We start from the raw sequence: 15,156 nt of genomic DNA on the forward strand, positions 1-15,156 counted from the left end.
TCGGCCGGGGCTATCCGCCGAGCTCGTTCTCCAGGGCCGAGCGCAGGGGGTGCGGTGTCGGCGAGTAGAGCACCCGCTGCCGGATCGTACCGTGGCGATCGACCAGATAGAGCGATGAGCCATGGTCGATGGTGTATTCCATGGCCGACTCAGGGGTGTCGACCTTGCGCCAGACCACGCCATAGCGGCCGGCCAGCTCTTCGAGCTGCGCCTGGCTGCCGGTGGCGCCGATGAATTCGTCACCGAAGTAGCCCACGTATTTTGCAAGGCGCTCGAGCGTGTCGCGCTCGGGGTCCAGTGAGACCAGCACCGGCACGACTCGGCGCCGCTGCTCGTCATCCAGCCCCTGCATGACCTGGCGCACGACCGACAGGCTCATCGGGCAGACATCCGGGCAATAGGTGTAGCCGAAGAACAGCACGGCCAGCTGGTCGTCCTCCAACTGGGTCAGTGAGAACTCCCCCTGTGTCGAGGGCAGCTCCACCGGTCCGCCTGTCGGAGTGCCATCGTCACTCGACTGGAGTTGCTGATAGCCGTACAGGCCCCCGAGCACCGCTATCACTACCAGCGCGCCCAGCGCCATCCCGATACGTTGCCGCCTCATGACGAACTCCGTTCCACCGTGAAATCGAATCGGCTACCCAGCCGGCCTGCCGGAGTATCCAGCACAACCCAGGCCTGCCAGGGCATGCTCGACTCGGTACAGATCGGCACTTGGCCGACTCCCTCGAAATGCCCTTCATCCTGCTTGCTCAGGGGGAAGCGATGCAAGCCCATATCCATGTTCCGACCGACGAAGTCGATGCTGACCGACTGCGCCTCGAGGCCTTCCACGCGGACCGTCAGCGGCAGCATTTCCAGGGCACGGATGCCGTGCGGTGCATCGACGCTGAGGGTGAGCTTGCGCCCCCCGCCCAGGTCCGCGCTGCAGTCGTGCCGGTGCAGGTCGCAGGCGGGCGTGGCGAGGTGCCAGACGACATCGGCATCGCCACGCAGCACATGCGAGGTCAGGTACCACAGTGCCACGAAGAGCGTCAGCAGCGTGGCCAGCATCATCAGGCGTAGCCCCGGAAAACGGGACTCGCCAGCTTCGGGAGAAGAGGGCGAGGACATAGTGGCGAAAAACAACACTTCACTGAAAGGCGGTAGGGTAAGCTTAACAGCATTTTTTCATCGGCCTGGCGTGTACCGTTGTCGCAGGGTTAAACGGTCGCGGCGGCCCCATCGGAACGTTAAGGATACGAGATGCAAGGTGTCGCGGATGCGTTGGGTCCCCTTTTTTTGCTGATACTGCTTGGCGCCGTCCTGGGGCGTGGGCGTCAGCCCAATGGGGAGTTCTGGGCACAGCTCGAGAAAGTCATCTATTTCCTGCTCTTTCCCGCGATGCTGGTCGCCACACTGGCCACCGCCGATGTCGGCGAGGTCCCCGTGATTCGTATGGCGCTCGCCCTGCTGGGTAGCATGCTGCTGTTCGCCGGGCTGCTTTGGCTGACGCAACGGCGGTTGGGTCTCGAGGCAGCAGCCTTCACTTCCGTCTTCCAGGGGGCGCTGCGCTTCAATACTTACGTGGGAGTCGCCGGCGCCGCGGCGCTGCACGGCTCGGCCGGCGCCACTGTCGCGGCGGTTGCCGTGGCGCTGATGGTGCCGGTGGTCAACGTACTGTGCGTGGCCAGCTTCATCGCCGCCGGCACGCTCGGCGCCTCGAGCCTGGGCAAGAGTCTGGCGGCGCTGGTCAAAAACCCCCTGATCCTCGCCTGTCTGGTCGGCATCGGCCTCAACCTTTCCGGTATCGGCCTGCCCGGCTGGAGCGGTGCGGCGGTGGAGCTATTGGGGCGAGCCGCCTTGCCGCTGGGCCTCGTCGCGGTGGGCGTTGCCCTACGCCCCCAGGCACTGCTGCGGCTTGATCGTGGCGTATGGGCGGCCAATCTGGTCAAGCTGGTGATGATGCCTGTGGTGGTGTTTGGCCTGGCGCTGTGGCTGGGCCTGGATGCGGTGAGCCGTGACGTCGCCCTACTGTTTGCCGCGCTGCCTACCGCCACTTCGGCTTATATCCTGGCGCGCCAGCTGGGCGGAGACGCCGAGCTGATGGCCGCCTTGATCACCGGCCAGACCCTGCTCGCCATGGGGACGTTGCCATTGTGGCTGCATCTGGCGGGCAGTTGAAATAAAAAACATTCGCATTCGTGTTGACAGCGATAATGAGAATGGCTTACCTTAGAGGCGTGGTGTTGATGAGGCCCCACGGCCATTAGGGGAACCGCCAGTTTCCCGCTATGGTTTCTCCCCCTCATTGCTAGTCACGGTCTTGCCTGCGCCTCCTCTGGAGGCGCTTTTTTTTACCGCATACGCCGCATCGCGACTTCCCGTCTTCCCCACTCACGACGAGGCCACACCCCGCCAGGGTCCCCGCCCGCGCAACCGTTCGCGCAGCAACTCGGCAAGGGCTTCTGCGGCAGGCCGCGAGCCCGGTTCGATGGGATGGGCGAAGTGCAACCGCGCCTCGCAGCGGTCGAGCTCGGGCAGGCCCTCCGTCTCCCCGAGCTCGCGCATGGCCGGGGTCAGGCGCTCGCGATCAAGGACGCTGATGGCCAGTCCCATCTCCACCGCCCGTTCGATGGCATGGATGCTGGTACTGGTGAAAACGGCATGCCAGGGCCTCTCCAGCCGCTGCAGCGCTTCGGTCGCCAGCGCCCTGAAGGGACAATCAACCTCATGCAGCGCCAGCGGCAGGCTGGTCCGGTCGGTCAGGTTCGCAGCCCTGGGCGCGGCCCACACCGGCGTGGTGCGCCACAGCGGCTCGCCGCCGGCCAGCGGGACGGGACGATCCAGCACGACCGCCAGGTCCAGCCGCGAGCGCACCAGCTGACGCACCAGTTCACCGCTGGTAGCGGTTACCGCCTGCAGCATCACATCGGGATAGCGCGCAGTGAACTCGGGGAGGACATCGCCGAGCAGCTCCCTGGCATAGTCCTCGGGCAGGCCGAAACGCACCTTGCCCCGCAAGCCGCGTCCGGCATAGCGGGCCATGATCCCGTCATGCATGCGCAGCAGCTCGCGCGCTTCCTGAAGCAGTACCTCTCCCGTGGCAGTGGGCACGACGCCGCGTGGGCCGCGCTCCAGCAGCCGCGCTTCGAGCAGCGACTCCAGGCGCTTGATCTGCATGCTGATGGCACTGACCGTGCGGTGGCGCTGCTCTGCTGCTGCCGCCAGCGAGCCGAGCTGCGCCGCGGCCTGGAAGCTGCGCAAAAGCTCAAGATCCAGCGTTGCCGTCGAGACTTCAGCCATATTGAACTCTGAATGCAATGAATATCGCTTTATTGAAACTGCAACAGGCGCCAAGCTCAAGCAACGTATGACGAAGGAGCTCGGTATGCCGCAACAAGTCCTGACATTGCTGATCGCCGTCGGCTTCGTAGTGTGCTGGAGTTCCGGCTTTGTCGGGGGCAGGCTCGCCAGCGCCATCGATATGCCGGTACTCACCCTGTTCGCCTGGCGCTTCCTGCTGGCCGCCGCGCTGGTGGCGCTATGGTGCCGGCTGACGCTTGCCTCGGCGCCGACGTGGCGCAACATGCGGCGGGAAATGACGATCGGCAGCCTGACCATGGGCGGCTACCTGCTCGGTGTCATCTTGGCCATCGATCTGGGCGTGAGTGCCGGCGTTGCCGCGCTCGTCACGGCCCTGCAGCCGCTGCTGGCGGCGGCTGTCGCCGGGCGCTGGCTGGGCGAGCGCCTGGGTTCGCGCGGCTGGCTGGGGATGGCGCTGGCCACAGGGGGCGTGGTGCTGTGCGTGGGCGATGACATGCAGCAGGCACTGGGCGCCCCGGGCTGGGCCTACCTGCTGCCGCTGCTGTCGGTGGCCTCGGTGACGCTCGGCAGCGTGCTGGCGGTGCGTCAGGCCCCGGCGATGCCGCTGTCCGCGGCGCTGTTGGCCCAGTTGCTCGCTGCTGCGGGGATCTTCCTGCTGGTGGCCCTGGTGGCGGAGGGCGGGTCGCTGAGCCCGCCGACGTTCGAACCCTCCTTCCTGACTGCACTCGGCTGGCTGGTGGTGCTGTCGAGCCTGGGCGGCTACGGCTTCTTCGTCGCCAGCCTACGCCGGTTGGGTGTCACGCTGACCTCGGCCCTGGTCCATCTCACCCCGGCGGTGACCCTGGTCTGGGCCGCGGCGATGTTCGACGAACGCCTCGGCCCGATCGGTCTGACGGGAATGGCACTCGCCGCCGTGGGGGCCGGCCTGGCTATTCGCAGCGCTCGAAGATCAGGTCCCACACGCCGTGACCCAGTCGAGCACCGCGCGCCTCGAACTTGGTCAGCGGGCGAAAGTCCGGTCGCGGCACATAGGGCATCGTCTCGGGCGGCGCAATATTGACGTAACCCGGTGCGGCGGCCATTACCTCGGCCATCCACTCGGCATAGGCCTGCCAGTCGGTGGCCATGTGCAGCTTGCCGCCAGGCTTGAGCCGCGTGCGGATCAGCTCGACGAAGGCCGGCTGGACGATGCGCCGCTTGTGGTGCTTCTTCTTCGGCCAGGGGTCGGGGAAGAAGAGCTGCAAGGTATCGATACTGGCCTCCGGCAAGCACTGTTCGAGCACCGCCAAGGCATCCTCGCGATAGACGCGGATATTGGTCAGGCCGCGCTTGTCGGCTTCGTCGAGCAACTTGCCCACGCCCGGTGCGTGCACCTCGATCCCGATGAAGTCGGTGTCGGGATGGGTCTCGGCCTGCGCGATCAGCGAGGCGCCCATGCCGAAGCCGATCTCCACCACCCGCGGCGCCCGGCGCCCGAACAGGACATCGAGGTCCTGGCGCGCCTCGGCCAGGGTCAGGCCCAGCCGCGGCCAGACCTCTTCCAGGCCGCGGGTCTGGGCCTGGGTCATGCGCCCGGCGCGCAGCACATAGCTCTTGATGCCGCGACGATGCAGCGGGGCGTCCGGCCCTTCCGGGCCGGTGGAGGCGGAGTCGCGTTGCGGGTCACTCATGAAATTCGTGCTGCTCCAGTGGGGTTCAGCCGTTGATGCGGCCGGCGAAGGGCGAGGAGGGGTCCGCCGTCTGGCGGCGCGGCATGCGCCCGGCCAGGAAGGCTTCGCGTCCGGCCTCGACGGCTTTCTTCATGGCGCTGGCCATGAGTACCGGCTGACGCGCATGGGCGATGGCCGAGTTCATCAGCACGCCGTCGCAGCCCAGCTCCATGGCCATGGCGGCGTCGGAGGCGGTGCCGATCCCCGCATCCACCAGCACCGGCACGCTGGCCTGCTCGATGATCAGGCGGATGTTGTGCGGGTTCTGGATACCGTGACCGGAGCCGATCAACGAGCCCAGCGGCATGATCGCGCAGCAGCCGAGGCGCTCGAGCTCGCGGGCGACGATGGGGTCGTCGCTGGTGTAGACCATGACATCGAAGCCGTCGGCCAGCAGTTCCTCGGCCGCCTTGAGGGTTTCCGTCACGTTGGGGTAGAGCGTGGAGTCGTCGCCCAGCACCTCGAGCTTGACCAGCTTGTGGCCGTCGAGGAGCTCGCGGGCCAGCTTGCAGGTGCGCACGGCATCCTTGGCGGTGTAGCAGCCGGCCGTGTTGGGCAGCAGGGTGAAGCGATCCGGCGGCACCACGTCGAGCAGGTTGGGCTGGCCGGCCTCCTGACCGAGGTTGGTACGACGCACGGCGAAGGTGACCACCTCGGCGCCCGAGGCGGCGATGGCGTCGGCGGTCTCGTCGAAATCCCGGTACTTGCCGGTACCGACCAGCAGGCGGGAGGTGAAGGCGTGGCCGGCAATCCGCAGCGGCTGGTCCTGGTAAAAGTCTGTCATCGCATGGGCCTTTGTCTGGGTCGGGAAACGATCGGGGGGCGGGTCACTCGCTAGCCGCCACCGATGGCGTGCACGATTTCGATTCGGTCGCCGTCGACCAGGCGAGTGGCGTCGTGCTCGCTCCTGGGCACGATCTCCTCGTTGCGCTCGACGGCGATACGCCGTCCGGCGAGGCCAAGGCTGTCGACCAACTGCGCTACCGTGAGGCCTTCGGTCAGGTCGCGGGGCTCCCCGTTGAGCTGTATCTGCATGGCTGTCTCCGAGTTTCGGCCCGCCCGCGGATCGCTATCCCGGCGCGCCCATTACCCATGGCGAGCCGGATATTCTACCGCCTATCCCCGGTTCAGGCATCCCTGGCGGCCATACATCGGCATCGACCAGTTCCGGCCGCTTGAGTACCCGGGGGTGGAATACCGGCTCGCGTATGCCCTCGCGGCGCTGGCGCTCATAGTCCTTGAGTACCGCTATCGCTCCGATGATCACCATGGCGATGATGACGCGCAGCGAGGCCGCGAGCGATTCGAGGGTTTCCATGGCATGATTCTCCTGAGGGTTCCTGAGGCGCGCGGCAAGCCTGGCCTGCAACGCCGGCGGCCGAGCCTGTCAGCGGCATTCGCTCATCGATGTATTCGTGTCTCGGGCTTGCTAAAGCGTAGACAGCCGAGAGGAGTAAGACATGCAGAGTCGCCTCGCCTGGGTCGCCGTTGCCATGAGCGGCTTCATCACGGTTGCCATGGGCGCCTTCGGTGCCCATGGCCTGGCGGAGCTGGTACCGCCGGCCTCACTCAGGGCCTTCGAGACCGGCGTGCGCTACCAGGCTTGGCACACCCTGGCCTGTTTGGTCATCCTGGTGTGGCGGCAGCAGCTTCCGCTGGCGGGACAGCGGCTGGTGCTGTGGTGCTGGACGCTGGGGATCGTGCTGTTTTCAGGCTCGCTTTACCTGCTGGTGCTGACCGGCTGGCTCGTGCTGGGACCTGTCACCCCCATCGGCGGCTTGATGCTGCTTGTCGGCTGGCTGGCGCTTGCGGTATGTGCGCTGCGCGCCAGGCCGATCAATCGGCGTCAGGAATGACGTAGGTGGCGGTGACCAGGGCCACCGGGCGCTCGTCGCCGGCAGAGAAAAGCTGCACCTCGCCCACCGCCAGTCGCCGCCCCAGCTTGAGCAGGCGCGCCGTGGCGATGATGTCGCGGTCCCCCCGGGGCCGCCGCAGGAACCGACAGTGCAGGTCGCTGGTGACCGCCATGGGCTCGGGGCCGATCTGACCGAGGATGGCGACGTAAAGGCAGACGTCGGCCAGCCCCATCAAGGTGGGGCCTGAGACGCTGGCGCCGGGGCGCAGGTGCTCGTCTTCGATGGCCAGGCTCATGGTCGCCCGCATGTCATCCACGGCCTCGATGGTCCCGATACGCTGGGGGAATACTTCGTCGAGAAAATCCTCGATGGCGGCGGCGGTCATCACGGGCATCGGGCGGCTCCTGTGCGCTGTGGAGTAGAGAGCGAGAACGCAGTCAACATAACCCAAAGCGCCCCGGGCGGGTACCGGGGCGCTTCGTGTGCTTTCGCCGTTGCCTTTACGTCACTTGGCCTTATGCACGGCCCGCCAGTGGTGCAGCAGCGGCTCGGTGTAGCCGGAGGGCTGCACACGGCCCTTGAAGACCAGGTCGCTGGCGGCTTTGAACGCGGTCGAAGCGGCGAAATCGGCACTCATGGCGGTATACGCCGGGTCGCCGGCGTTCTGCTCGTCGACCACCTTGGCCATGCGCTCGAGGGTCTCTTTCACACGCTCGGCATCGACCACGCCGTGATGCAGCCAGTTGGCGATGTGCTGGCTGGAGATGCGCAGCGTGGCTCGATCCTCCATCAGGCCCACGTCGTGGATGTCGGGCACCTTGGAGCAGCCCACGCCGTGCTCGACCCAGCGCACCACGTAGCCGAGGATACCCTGGCAGTTGTTGTCGAGCTCCTGCTGGATCTCTTCGTCGGTCCACTCGATCTTCTCCGCCACCGGCACGGTCAGGAGATCGTCGAGGAAGTCGGGCTCACCCTGGGCTTCCAGTTCGCGCTGGATCTCGGTGACGTCGACCTGATGATAGTGCAGCGCGTGCAGGGCGGCGGCGGTGGGCGACGGCACCCAGGCAGTATTGGCGCCCGCCTTGGGGTGGCCGATCTTCTGCTCGAGCATGGCCGCCATCAGGTCCGGCATGGCCCACATCCCCTTGCCGATCTGGGCGCGTCCGCGCAGGCCGCAGGCCAGGCCGACCTGGACGTTGTTGCGCTCGTAGGCGCCGATCCAGGCCGAGTTCTTCATGTCGCCCTTGCGGATCATCGGGCCCGCTTCCATGGCGGTATGCATCTCGTCGCCGGTGCGGTCGAGGAAGCCGGTGTTGATGAACACCACACGGGAAGTGGCCTCGGCGATACACGCCTTGAGGTTGACCGAGGTGCGCCGCTCCTCGTCCATGATGCCCATCTTCAGCGTATCGCGGGAAAGCCCCAGCAGGTCCTCGATGCGGCCGAACAGCTCGTTGGAGAAGGCGACCTCCTTGGGGCCGTGCATCTTCGGCTTGACGATGTAGACCGAGCCGCTGCGGGAATTGCGCGCCTCGCCTTCGCCCTTCTTGAGATCGTGCATGGCGAGAAGACTCGTCACGATACCGTCGAGGATGCCCTCGGGCAGCTCGTTGCCGTCGGCGTCGAGCACCGCCGGGGTGGTCATCAGGTGGCCGACGTTACGCACGAACATCAGCGAGCGGCCCGGCAGGGTCAGGCTGCCGCCGTCCGGCGTGGTGTAGTCGCGGTCGGCGTTGAGGCGACGGGTGAAGGTCTTGCCGCCCTTCGCGATGGCCTCCTCCAGATCACCCTTCATCAGCCCGAGCCAGTTGGCATAGACACCGACCTTGTCCTCGGCGTCCACGGCGGCCACGGAATCCTCGCAGTCCATGATGGCGGTCAGCGCCGCCTCGACCAGCAGGTCCTTGACCCCGGCCGGGTCCGTCTTGCCGATCGGGTGTGCCGGATCGAACTGGAGCTCCAGGTGCAGATCGTTGTTGGCCAGCAGGATCGCTTCGGGGTTGGCGGCATCGCCCCGGTAGCCGATCAGCTTGCCCGGCTCCTTGAGTTCTGTCTCGCTGCCGTCCTTCAGGGATACCATCAGCTTTCCGCCGCGCAGGGCGTACTTGACGGCGTCGCGGTGGGAGCCGGTAGCGAGCGGCGCGGCCAGGTCGAGTACACCGCGGGCATAGGCGATGACTTTATCGCCGCGCTTGGGGTTGTAGCTGGTGCCTTTCTCGGCACCGTCCTCTTCGGGGATGGCGTCGGTGCCGTAGAGGGCATCGTAGAGGCTGCCCCAGCGCGCGTTGGCGGCGTTCAGCGCATAGCGGGCGTTGCTCACCGGCACCACCAGCTGGGGGCCGGCCTGCACGGCAATCTCGCGGTCGACACGGGCAGTGGATACGGAGACCTGGGAGGGGGCATCCACCAGATAGCCTATCTCCTCGAGAAAGGCGCGATAGACGCTCATGTCGCGCACCGGGCCGGGGTTCTCGCGGTGCCAGGTATCGAGCTGCTGCTGCAGGCGCTCGCGCTCGGCGAGCAATTCACGATTTTTCGGTGTCAGATCATGAAAGATGGCATCGACCCCGGCCCAGAAGCTCTCGGCATCGAGGCCAGTGCCCGGCAGGGCCCGATCGTTGATGAAGCGGTCCAGTTCAGCGGCCACCTGGAGACGATGGCGTGTAACGCGTTCGGACATGGGAAAGTCTCCTCCTGCGTGGCGGCCGATAACGAGGTCGGCCAGCCGCAATTCGTGGGGGTGATACCACTGCGAAGGCGCCAATTTTGTGGAAAACTGTTCCACATGTAAACCCGGGAGCCGGTCTACCCTACTAGACATAGGGTTAAGACGCGATTTTTTGACCAATTGGTCAATTTTTGGCGCATGCAGGCGGTAACGCTTTCCACAGCATGGCCGCTAGCTGAGCGGGCTGCACACTCGGTACCGCTGCAGACGAAAGGATTCGAGGGGACATGTCTTGATCCGCTGGAGAACGCCATGACCGATTTCACCCCCCTGCAGGCGCTGGGACCGATCGCCCCCTTCAGGGCGGATCGCGAGCCTTCGCTGGAAAATTATCTGGCCCATTACGGTCTTGCACCGCTGCTCGGCGAGCACGTGGGGCTCTACGTCGGTTACGTCACCACCTCCCGCTATCAACTGTGGACTCAGGTCTGGAGCCCTGCGGAGCCGATCGGTACGGCCTTCGTGGTACACGGTTATTTCGACCATCTCGGCCTGTATCGCCACCTGCTGGAGCGGCTGCTGGAACGCCGCTGGCGAGTCGTACTGTGGGACCTGCCGGGTCATGGCCTGTCCAGCGGCAAGCGTGCCTGTATCGACGACTTCGCCCACTACGGTGAATGCCTGCACGCCCTGCAGGAGCAGTTGGATGTCCAGGACCTCGCCCCGCGCCCCTGGCTGGGTATCGGCCAGAGTACTGGCGCGGCCATTCTCGCCACCGACGCCCTGAGCCGACCCGATGAGGATCGCTGGTCGGGGCTGGCCCTGCTTGCGCCGCTGGTCCGCCCGTGCGGCTGGCCCCAGGCGGGTTGGTTGCATACGGTAGTGGGTCCTTTCCTCCAGAGCGTGCCGCGCCGCTTTCGGCCCAACTCCACCGATGCCGAGTTCGCCGCCTTCCTGCGCGAACGCGATCCGCTGCAGCCGGAACACCTTTCGCTCAACTGGGTCAGGGCCATGCGCCGCTGGATGCCCCAACTGCTCGCCCTGCCGCCTAGCGAGCTGCCGACACTGATCCTGCAGGGAGAGCAGGACGCCACCGTGGATTGGGCATGGAACCTGGCGGTGCTGGAGCGCAAGTTCATCAACGCCCGCATCCAGCGCCATCCGGACGCCCGTCACCATCTCGTCAACGAAGCCACGCCCATACGCGACACGCTGTTCAAGGCGCTCGACGACTTCGTCGACGAGCTGGAACGGGGCCTTGCATCGGCCGCCCGGGAGTCGCTCTCACGATGCTGAGACATGTCGCGCTATTTGCCCTCCTTGCCGTCCTTGGCGGATGCGCCACCCAGCCACCCGAACCCGATCCCATTCGCCGCGCCCTGCAGAACCTGAGCGACCGCGCCGTCGCCCGCATCATGGAAATCGATGCGTTACAGCCGACCCGGGACCAGGTCCTGCTGCTCAAGACACCGGAAGTGGACCCCCATCTCGATATCGACGGCGAGCGCTTCCACGAGAGCCTTACCCGGGCCCTGCTGGGCGCCAGCGACGGCCCGCAGGTGCTGGACTGGCGCCCGGCCATGGCCGGAGGCGGGCGCAATCACCAATGGCGCCTGGAGAGTCGACTGGAGGCCACCGCGCCACGCCTGACGCTCTCGGACCGCGATTTGCTTCCCTATCGCCTCACCCTGTCGCTCTATCGTCCCGAAGCGGACCGGGCAGCCTGGCAGACCGAGGTGGAAGGCGCCTTCGACGCCACGGCGCTGTAGCCACGAGCAGCTAGGCGGCACGCCCGCCCTCGCCGCCGATCAATACCATGGCGATACCGAGCAGATAGCAGGCCAGGATCGCCACGCTCTCGAAGCCGATTCGCCCCGGCCCCTGCTCCTCGCGGCGAATCAGCCCCACCAGCAGGACCCCGGTCATCAGCAGCGACAGGGCGATCCACAGCGATACCGAATCGGGCATGGCGTGATAGATCGAGCCTTCGCGATAAGCCAGATCCGCGGCCGCAGCGAACAACGTATCGAAGGCATTGCCGCCAATGATGCCGGCGACCGCCAGCGTCAACGCGCCGCGTCGCACCGCGGCCACCGTGGTCACCAGTTCCGGCAGCGAGGTCGCCACCGAAGTCAGCAGGATACCGATTGCCGCCTGGTCCAGGCCGGTTGTGAGGGAAAATGCCGTGGCGCTGCGCTCCATCACCCAGCCCGCCACCGCCAGCGCCGCGGCAAGCATGACGAATGCGGCCCACAGCCGGACCAGGGACTGTTGCGCCGATTCGGCGTCCGGCTCGTCGATGCGCGTCTCAAGGGTCTGGGCCGGACTCCACATGGGATCGAACTGCGCCTGGTTGATCAGGCGCAGTCCAAACAGATAGCCGAAGATCAGCAGCGGCGTGACCGGGTGGATATGCCATAGCGTCAGCTCCGGCGAGAAGCGCCCGACCAGTAGCAGCGCCAACAGGCAGAGCAGCAGGGCACCTTGCAGCAGGTTGCCTAGCGAAGCAGCGGCGTGCTCGAGATTGGCACGTCGATAGGAGACGTCGGCGATGGTCAAGAACAGGGTCTGGGCGGCGATGCCGCCCAGGGCATTGCTCATCGCCAGCTCAGCACGCCCGCCCCAGGCCGCCGAGACCGACAGCACGATCCCCGCCAGCGAGGTCGCCAGCCCCAGCAGCACCGCGCCGGCAATCGCCTCGCCCAGGCCGGTTCGATCGGCCAGTTCATCGACGATGCGCGCCAGCTTGGTCCCCACCACGCCGATCACGACCGCCGTCGCCAGGAACAGGCCAATGGCCTGCGGCAGAGACAGGCTAGCCGGGGTCAGCCACATGCGGCATGCCTGGGCCGGCAGGTAAGGTTCGGTAGGCAAGAGTGCATGCGGCCTCCCTGGCCTTGGATGGCGAAGCGGCTCGTCATCCCCCATGGCGAGCCGCTCTAAGCGTAGTCGCCCCCCGCGAAGGCCCTCAACCCTGGCGTAGCTGACGATCGAGCTGGCGGTAGCCGATCGCCTCCATCAGCTCGCCGCGCTCCGGATGCGGCTTGGCGGCGAGATCGGCCAGCGTCAGCGCCACCCGCAGCACGCGATGATAGGCGCGCGCCGATAGCCGCAGGCGCTCGAGCACACCGGCCAGCCAGGCGCGGTCCGCCGTCGACAGGGCGCAGGCGGCCTCCAGCTCGCGCCCGCCGAGGTGGGCGTTGAGCGCACCGCGGGCGTACTGACGCTCACGGGCGGCCATGACCCGGGCGCGCACGTCGGCCGAACTCTCTCCCGTTTCACGTGACGTGAGCTGCTCCGGCGGCAGCGCCGGCACTTCGATCTGCAGATCGATACGGTCGAGCAGCGGCCCCGAGAGCCGCGACTGGTAGCGCTGGATCTGCGCCGCCGTGCACTGGCAGGCCTGGCGCGGGTCGCCGAGATGGCCGCAGGGGCAGGGGTTCATGGCCGCCACCAGCTGGAAGCGGGCCGGGAAGCGACGCTCATGGTTCGCGCGAGCGATGTGGATGCGCCCCGACTCCATCGGCTCGCGCATCACCTCGAGCACGTGACGGCTGAATTCGGGCAATTCGTCGAGGAACAGCACGCCGTGGTGGGCCAGCGAGATCTCGCCCGGGCGCGGCCAGGAGCCGCCGCCAACCAGGGCCACGGCGCTGGCAGTGTGGTGCGGTGCGCGAAACGGCCGGCGCCCCCACTGTTCGGCCAGTGGCAAGCCACACACCGAGCGGATGGCGGCCACTTCCAGCGCCTCGTCCTCGGTGAGCTCGGGCAGGATGCCGGGCAGGCGGCTGGCCAGCATGGTCTTGCCGGTGCCGGGCGGGCCCGCAAACAGCAGGTTGTGCGAGCCGGCCGCGGCGATCTCCAGGGCACGGCGGGCCTGATGCTGGCCGCGCACCTCGGCCAGGTCGCCTTCGCGGTTGTCAGCAACCGGTGGCGTCGCGAGGCGGTGTGCCGCGATCGGCTTCTGCCCCAGCAGGTGTGCCATCACGTCGAGCAAGTGTTCGGCGGGGAGCACCTGCAGGTCGCCGGCCAGCGCCGCCTCGTCGGCGTTCTCCCTGGGCACGATCAGCTTGCGCCCGGCCTTGCGCGCCGCCAGGGCCAGCGGCAGCACGCCGCTGATGGGGCGCAGGCGACCGTCCAGCGCCAGTTCGCCGACGCTCTCGATCCCCTCGACCGCCTCGCCCGGCACTTGGCCGGAAGCGATCAGGATACCCAGCGCAATGGGCAGGTCGAAGCGCCCGCCGACCTTGGGCAGGTCGGCGGGCGCCAGGTTGAGCACGATTCTTCGCGTATTGGGAAAATCGAAGCCGGCGTTGGTGAGGGCGCTGCGTACCCGCTCGCGGCTCTCCTTGACGGCGGCCTCGGGCAGGCCGACCAGGGTCATCCCCGGCAGGCCATTGGCCAGATGTACCTCGACCTGAACCTCGGGCGCTTCCAGCCCCAGGCCGGCCCGTGTGGCAACGATCGCCAGCATCGCGCAGTCCCTCGCAGTTCATTAGCGTAAGGGCTAGATACTAGCATTGTGCCGCAACGAGCGCTCCACGCTGGCTCAGCGGTCGGTTGCACCGGGGCCGGTTTCGCCTGTGCCATCCGGCCTGGACGACGCTCCCGCACCGCTTGGCCTGGATGTGTCCTTGTCGCTGGCGCTGGACGTGCCCGCATCGCCAGGCCTGGATGACGCACCCGTGTCGCCCGGCGTCGTGAGAGTCGCCTGGGTCACCGGCGTCTCGCGCGCCGCCAGCGCCTCCTCCAGCGCGGCCACCTGCTGCTCCAGGGCCTCGACGCGAATACGCGTGCGCTGCAGCACGTCCATCAATATATCGAAGTCCTCCCGCGATACCAGCTCGAGGCGGTCGAAGGCCCCGCGCACGACTTGCTGAATGCCTTTCTGGAACTCCTCCGGCGCCTGGGCCGCGCCCTGCAGGCGCTCGCCCAGCTGTTGCGCCAGCCGACTGATGGGATCGTGACTCGCCATGGTGCGTTTCTCCTTTTTGCCGCACGTGTTGCCTACAGCATACGCAAGCCCCCATCACGACGCATGCCCTTCTCACGCCCCGTCATGGCGCACCCGCACCATGCATAGCACCAGCCTGGTGCATGGCATCTTCGGTCGCTGCGCCAAAGGGGCGCAAGACACGTCCGAATAGAGCCTCAAGCCCCTGTTTCCGAGAAAGAAAAATCCCGCCTGGCACGGTCTGCGCATGACAAGACGTACAGCCGGCTGGCGACCCCGCCGCCTCAATTCCAGCAGGGAGAGACGCGATGAAGCTCATCACCGCCATTATCAAGCCGTTCAAGCTCGACGACGTTCGCGAGGCGCTGGCCGACAACGGCGTCCAGGGTATTACGGTGACCGAAGTGAAAGGCTTCGGCCGCCAGAAAGGGCATACCGAGCTCTACCGGGGCGCCGAGTACGTGGTCGACTTCCTGCCCAAGGTCAAGGTCGAGGTTGCTGTCGACGACTCCCGCGTCGAGAGCGTGCTCGACGCCATCTGCAGCGCGGCCAACAGCGGCAAGATCGGCGACGGCAAGGTCTTCGTCACGCCGCTGGAGGATGTGATCCGCATCCGTACCGGCGAGCGCGGCGCCGACGCCGTGTAACGACTGCCCCTATTAC

General features: G+C 66.9%; 17 protein-coding genes and 1 pseudogene. 6 read left to right on the plus strand and 12 right to left on the minus strand.

Annotated elements, in window-relative coordinates; all coding sequences use genetic code 11:
* Positions 1 to 10: 10 nt before the first annotated feature.
* Positions 11 to 604, minus strand: coding sequence for an SCO family protein (locus tag ACOJCM_RS04210; protein ID WP_445210814.1), 594 nt, complete (start codon positions 602 to 604; stop codon positions 11 to 13).
* Positions 601 to 1,113: a hypothetical protein gene (locus ACOJCM_RS04215; protein WP_445210815.1), complete on the minus strand. Its 513-nt coding sequence runs from the start codon at positions 1,111 to 1,113 to the stop codon at positions 601 to 603. The genes ACOJCM_RS04210 and ACOJCM_RS04215 overlap by 4 nt, the downstream gene beginning before the upstream one ends.
* A 132-nt stretch (positions 1,114 to 1,245) precedes the next feature.
* On the opposite strand from ACOJCM_RS04215, the gene ACOJCM_RS04220 reads away from it, so the two are divergent.
* The gene (locus tag ACOJCM_RS04220) at positions 1,246 to 2,163 is read left to right on the plus strand and encodes an AEC family transporter (protein WP_445210816.1); all 918 of its coding nucleotides are present in this window, start codon (positions 1,246 to 1,248) and stop codon (positions 2,161 to 2,163) included.
* Positions 2,164 to 2,376: 213 nt separating this feature from the next.
* On the opposite strand, the gene ACOJCM_RS04225 is transcribed toward ACOJCM_RS04220, so the two are convergent.
* On the minus strand, positions 2,377 to 3,285 hold the full coding sequence (locus tag ACOJCM_RS04225) for a LysR family transcriptional regulator (RefSeq protein ID WP_445210817.1): 909 nt from the start codon (positions 3,283 to 3,285) through the stop codon (positions 2,377 to 2,379).
* Between the two features lie 85 nt (positions 3,286 to 3,370).
* Here ACOJCM_RS04225 and ACOJCM_RS04230 point away from each other — a divergent pair.
* Positions 3,371 to 4,225: pseudogene (locus tag ACOJCM_RS04230) on the plus strand (DMT family transporter); the annotation flags it as partial.
* Positions 4,226 to 4,235: 10 nt separating this feature from the next.
* Here the strand turns inward: ACOJCM_RS04230 and trmB are convergent.
* Genes trmB through ACOJCM_RS04250 form a run of 4 tightly spaced genes read right to left on the minus strand, consistent with a single transcriptional unit; the run spans position 4,236 to position 6,333 of the window.
* Positions 4,236 to 4,976 (minus strand): tRNA (guanosine(46)-N7)-methyltransferase TrmB, encoded by a 741-nt coding sequence (gene trmB, locus ACOJCM_RS04235; RefSeq protein ID WP_445210818.1) that lies wholly within the window; start codon positions 4,974 to 4,976, stop codon positions 4,236 to 4,238.
* 25 nt (positions 4,977 to 5,001) lie between these two features.
* A complete protein-coding gene (locus ACOJCM_RS04240) occupies positions 5,002 to 5,799 on the minus strand; it encodes a thiazole synthase (protein WP_445210819.1) in 798 nt (265 codons plus the stop codon).
* Positions 5,800 to 5,849: 50 nt separating this feature from the next.
* Entirely contained in the window at positions 5,850 to 6,050 is a 201-nt protein-coding gene (thiS, locus tag ACOJCM_RS04245) for a sulfur carrier protein ThiS (protein WP_445210820.1), read from the minus strand.
* A 34-nt stretch (positions 6,051 to 6,084) separates the two neighbouring features.
* Entirely contained in the window at positions 6,085 to 6,333 is a 249-nt protein-coding gene (locus ACOJCM_RS04250) for a hypothetical protein (RefSeq protein ID WP_445210821.1), read from the minus strand.
* A gap of 142 nt (positions 6,334 to 6,475) precedes the next feature.
* Here ACOJCM_RS04250 and ACOJCM_RS04255 point away from each other — a divergent pair, with 142 nt between their 5' ends.
* Complete coding sequence (locus ACOJCM_RS04255) at positions 6,476 to 6,871, plus strand: DUF423 domain-containing protein (protein ID WP_445210822.1); 396 nt, start codon at positions 6,476 to 6,478, stop codon at positions 6,869 to 6,871.
* On the opposite strand, the gene ACOJCM_RS04260 is transcribed toward ACOJCM_RS04255, so the two are convergent.
* Complete coding sequence (locus tag ACOJCM_RS04260) at positions 6,852 to 7,265, minus strand: PaaI family thioesterase (protein ID WP_445210823.1); 414 nt, start codon at positions 7,263 to 7,265, stop codon at positions 6,852 to 6,854. The genes ACOJCM_RS04255 and ACOJCM_RS04260 overlap by 20 nt on opposite strands.
* A 111-nt stretch (positions 7,266 to 7,376) precedes the next feature.
* On the minus strand, positions 7,377 to 9,551 hold the full coding sequence (locus ACOJCM_RS04265) for a malate synthase G (RefSeq protein ID WP_445210824.1): 2,175 nt from the start codon (positions 9,549 to 9,551) through the stop codon (positions 7,377 to 7,379).
* Positions 9,552 to 9,851: 300 nt separating this feature from the next.
* Between ACOJCM_RS04265 and ACOJCM_RS04270 the strand changes: the two genes are divergently transcribed.
* Entirely contained in the window at positions 9,852 to 10,835 is a 984-nt protein-coding gene (locus tag ACOJCM_RS04270; RefSeq protein ID WP_445210825.1) for an alpha/beta hydrolase, read from the plus strand.
* A complete protein-coding gene (locus ACOJCM_RS04275) occupies positions 10,829 to 11,308 on the plus strand; it encodes a hypothetical protein (protein ID WP_445210826.1) in 480 nt (159 codons plus the stop codon). Before ACOJCM_RS04270 ends, ACOJCM_RS04275 begins: the two co-directional genes overlap by 7 nt.
* Positions 11,309 to 11,318: 10 nt before the next feature.
* Here the strand turns inward: ACOJCM_RS04275 and ACOJCM_RS04280 are convergent, their stop codons facing one another.
* The 3 genes from ACOJCM_RS04280 to ACOJCM_RS04290 form a co-directional block, all read right to left on the minus strand.
* Positions 11,319 to 12,413: a sodium:calcium antiporter gene (locus ACOJCM_RS04280; RefSeq protein ID WP_445210827.1), complete on the minus strand. Its 1,095-nt coding sequence runs from the start codon at positions 12,411 to 12,413 to the stop codon at positions 11,319 to 11,321.
* 94 nt (positions 12,414 to 12,507) lie between these two features.
* Positions 12,508 to 14,013, minus strand: coding sequence for a YifB family Mg chelatase-like AAA ATPase (locus tag ACOJCM_RS04285; RefSeq protein ID WP_445210828.1), 1,506 nt, complete (start codon positions 14,011 to 14,013; stop codon positions 12,508 to 12,510).
* Positions 14,014 to 14,088: 75 nt separating this feature from the next.
* The gene (locus tag ACOJCM_RS04290; protein ID WP_445210829.1) at positions 14,089 to 14,514 is read right to left on the minus strand and encodes an accessory factor UbiK family protein; all 426 of its coding nucleotides are present in this window, start codon (positions 14,512 to 14,514) and stop codon (positions 14,089 to 14,091) included.
* 287 nt (positions 14,515 to 14,801) lie between these two features.
* On the opposite strand from ACOJCM_RS04290, the gene ACOJCM_RS04295 reads away from it, so the two are divergent.
* Positions 14,802 to 15,140 (plus strand): P-II family nitrogen regulator, encoded by a 339-nt coding sequence (locus ACOJCM_RS04295; RefSeq protein WP_234272191.1) that lies wholly within the window; start codon positions 14,802 to 14,804, stop codon positions 15,138 to 15,140.
* Positions 15,141 to 15,156 lie beyond the last annotated feature (16 nt).

The organism is Billgrantia hypersalina (genome assembly GCF_052584175.1).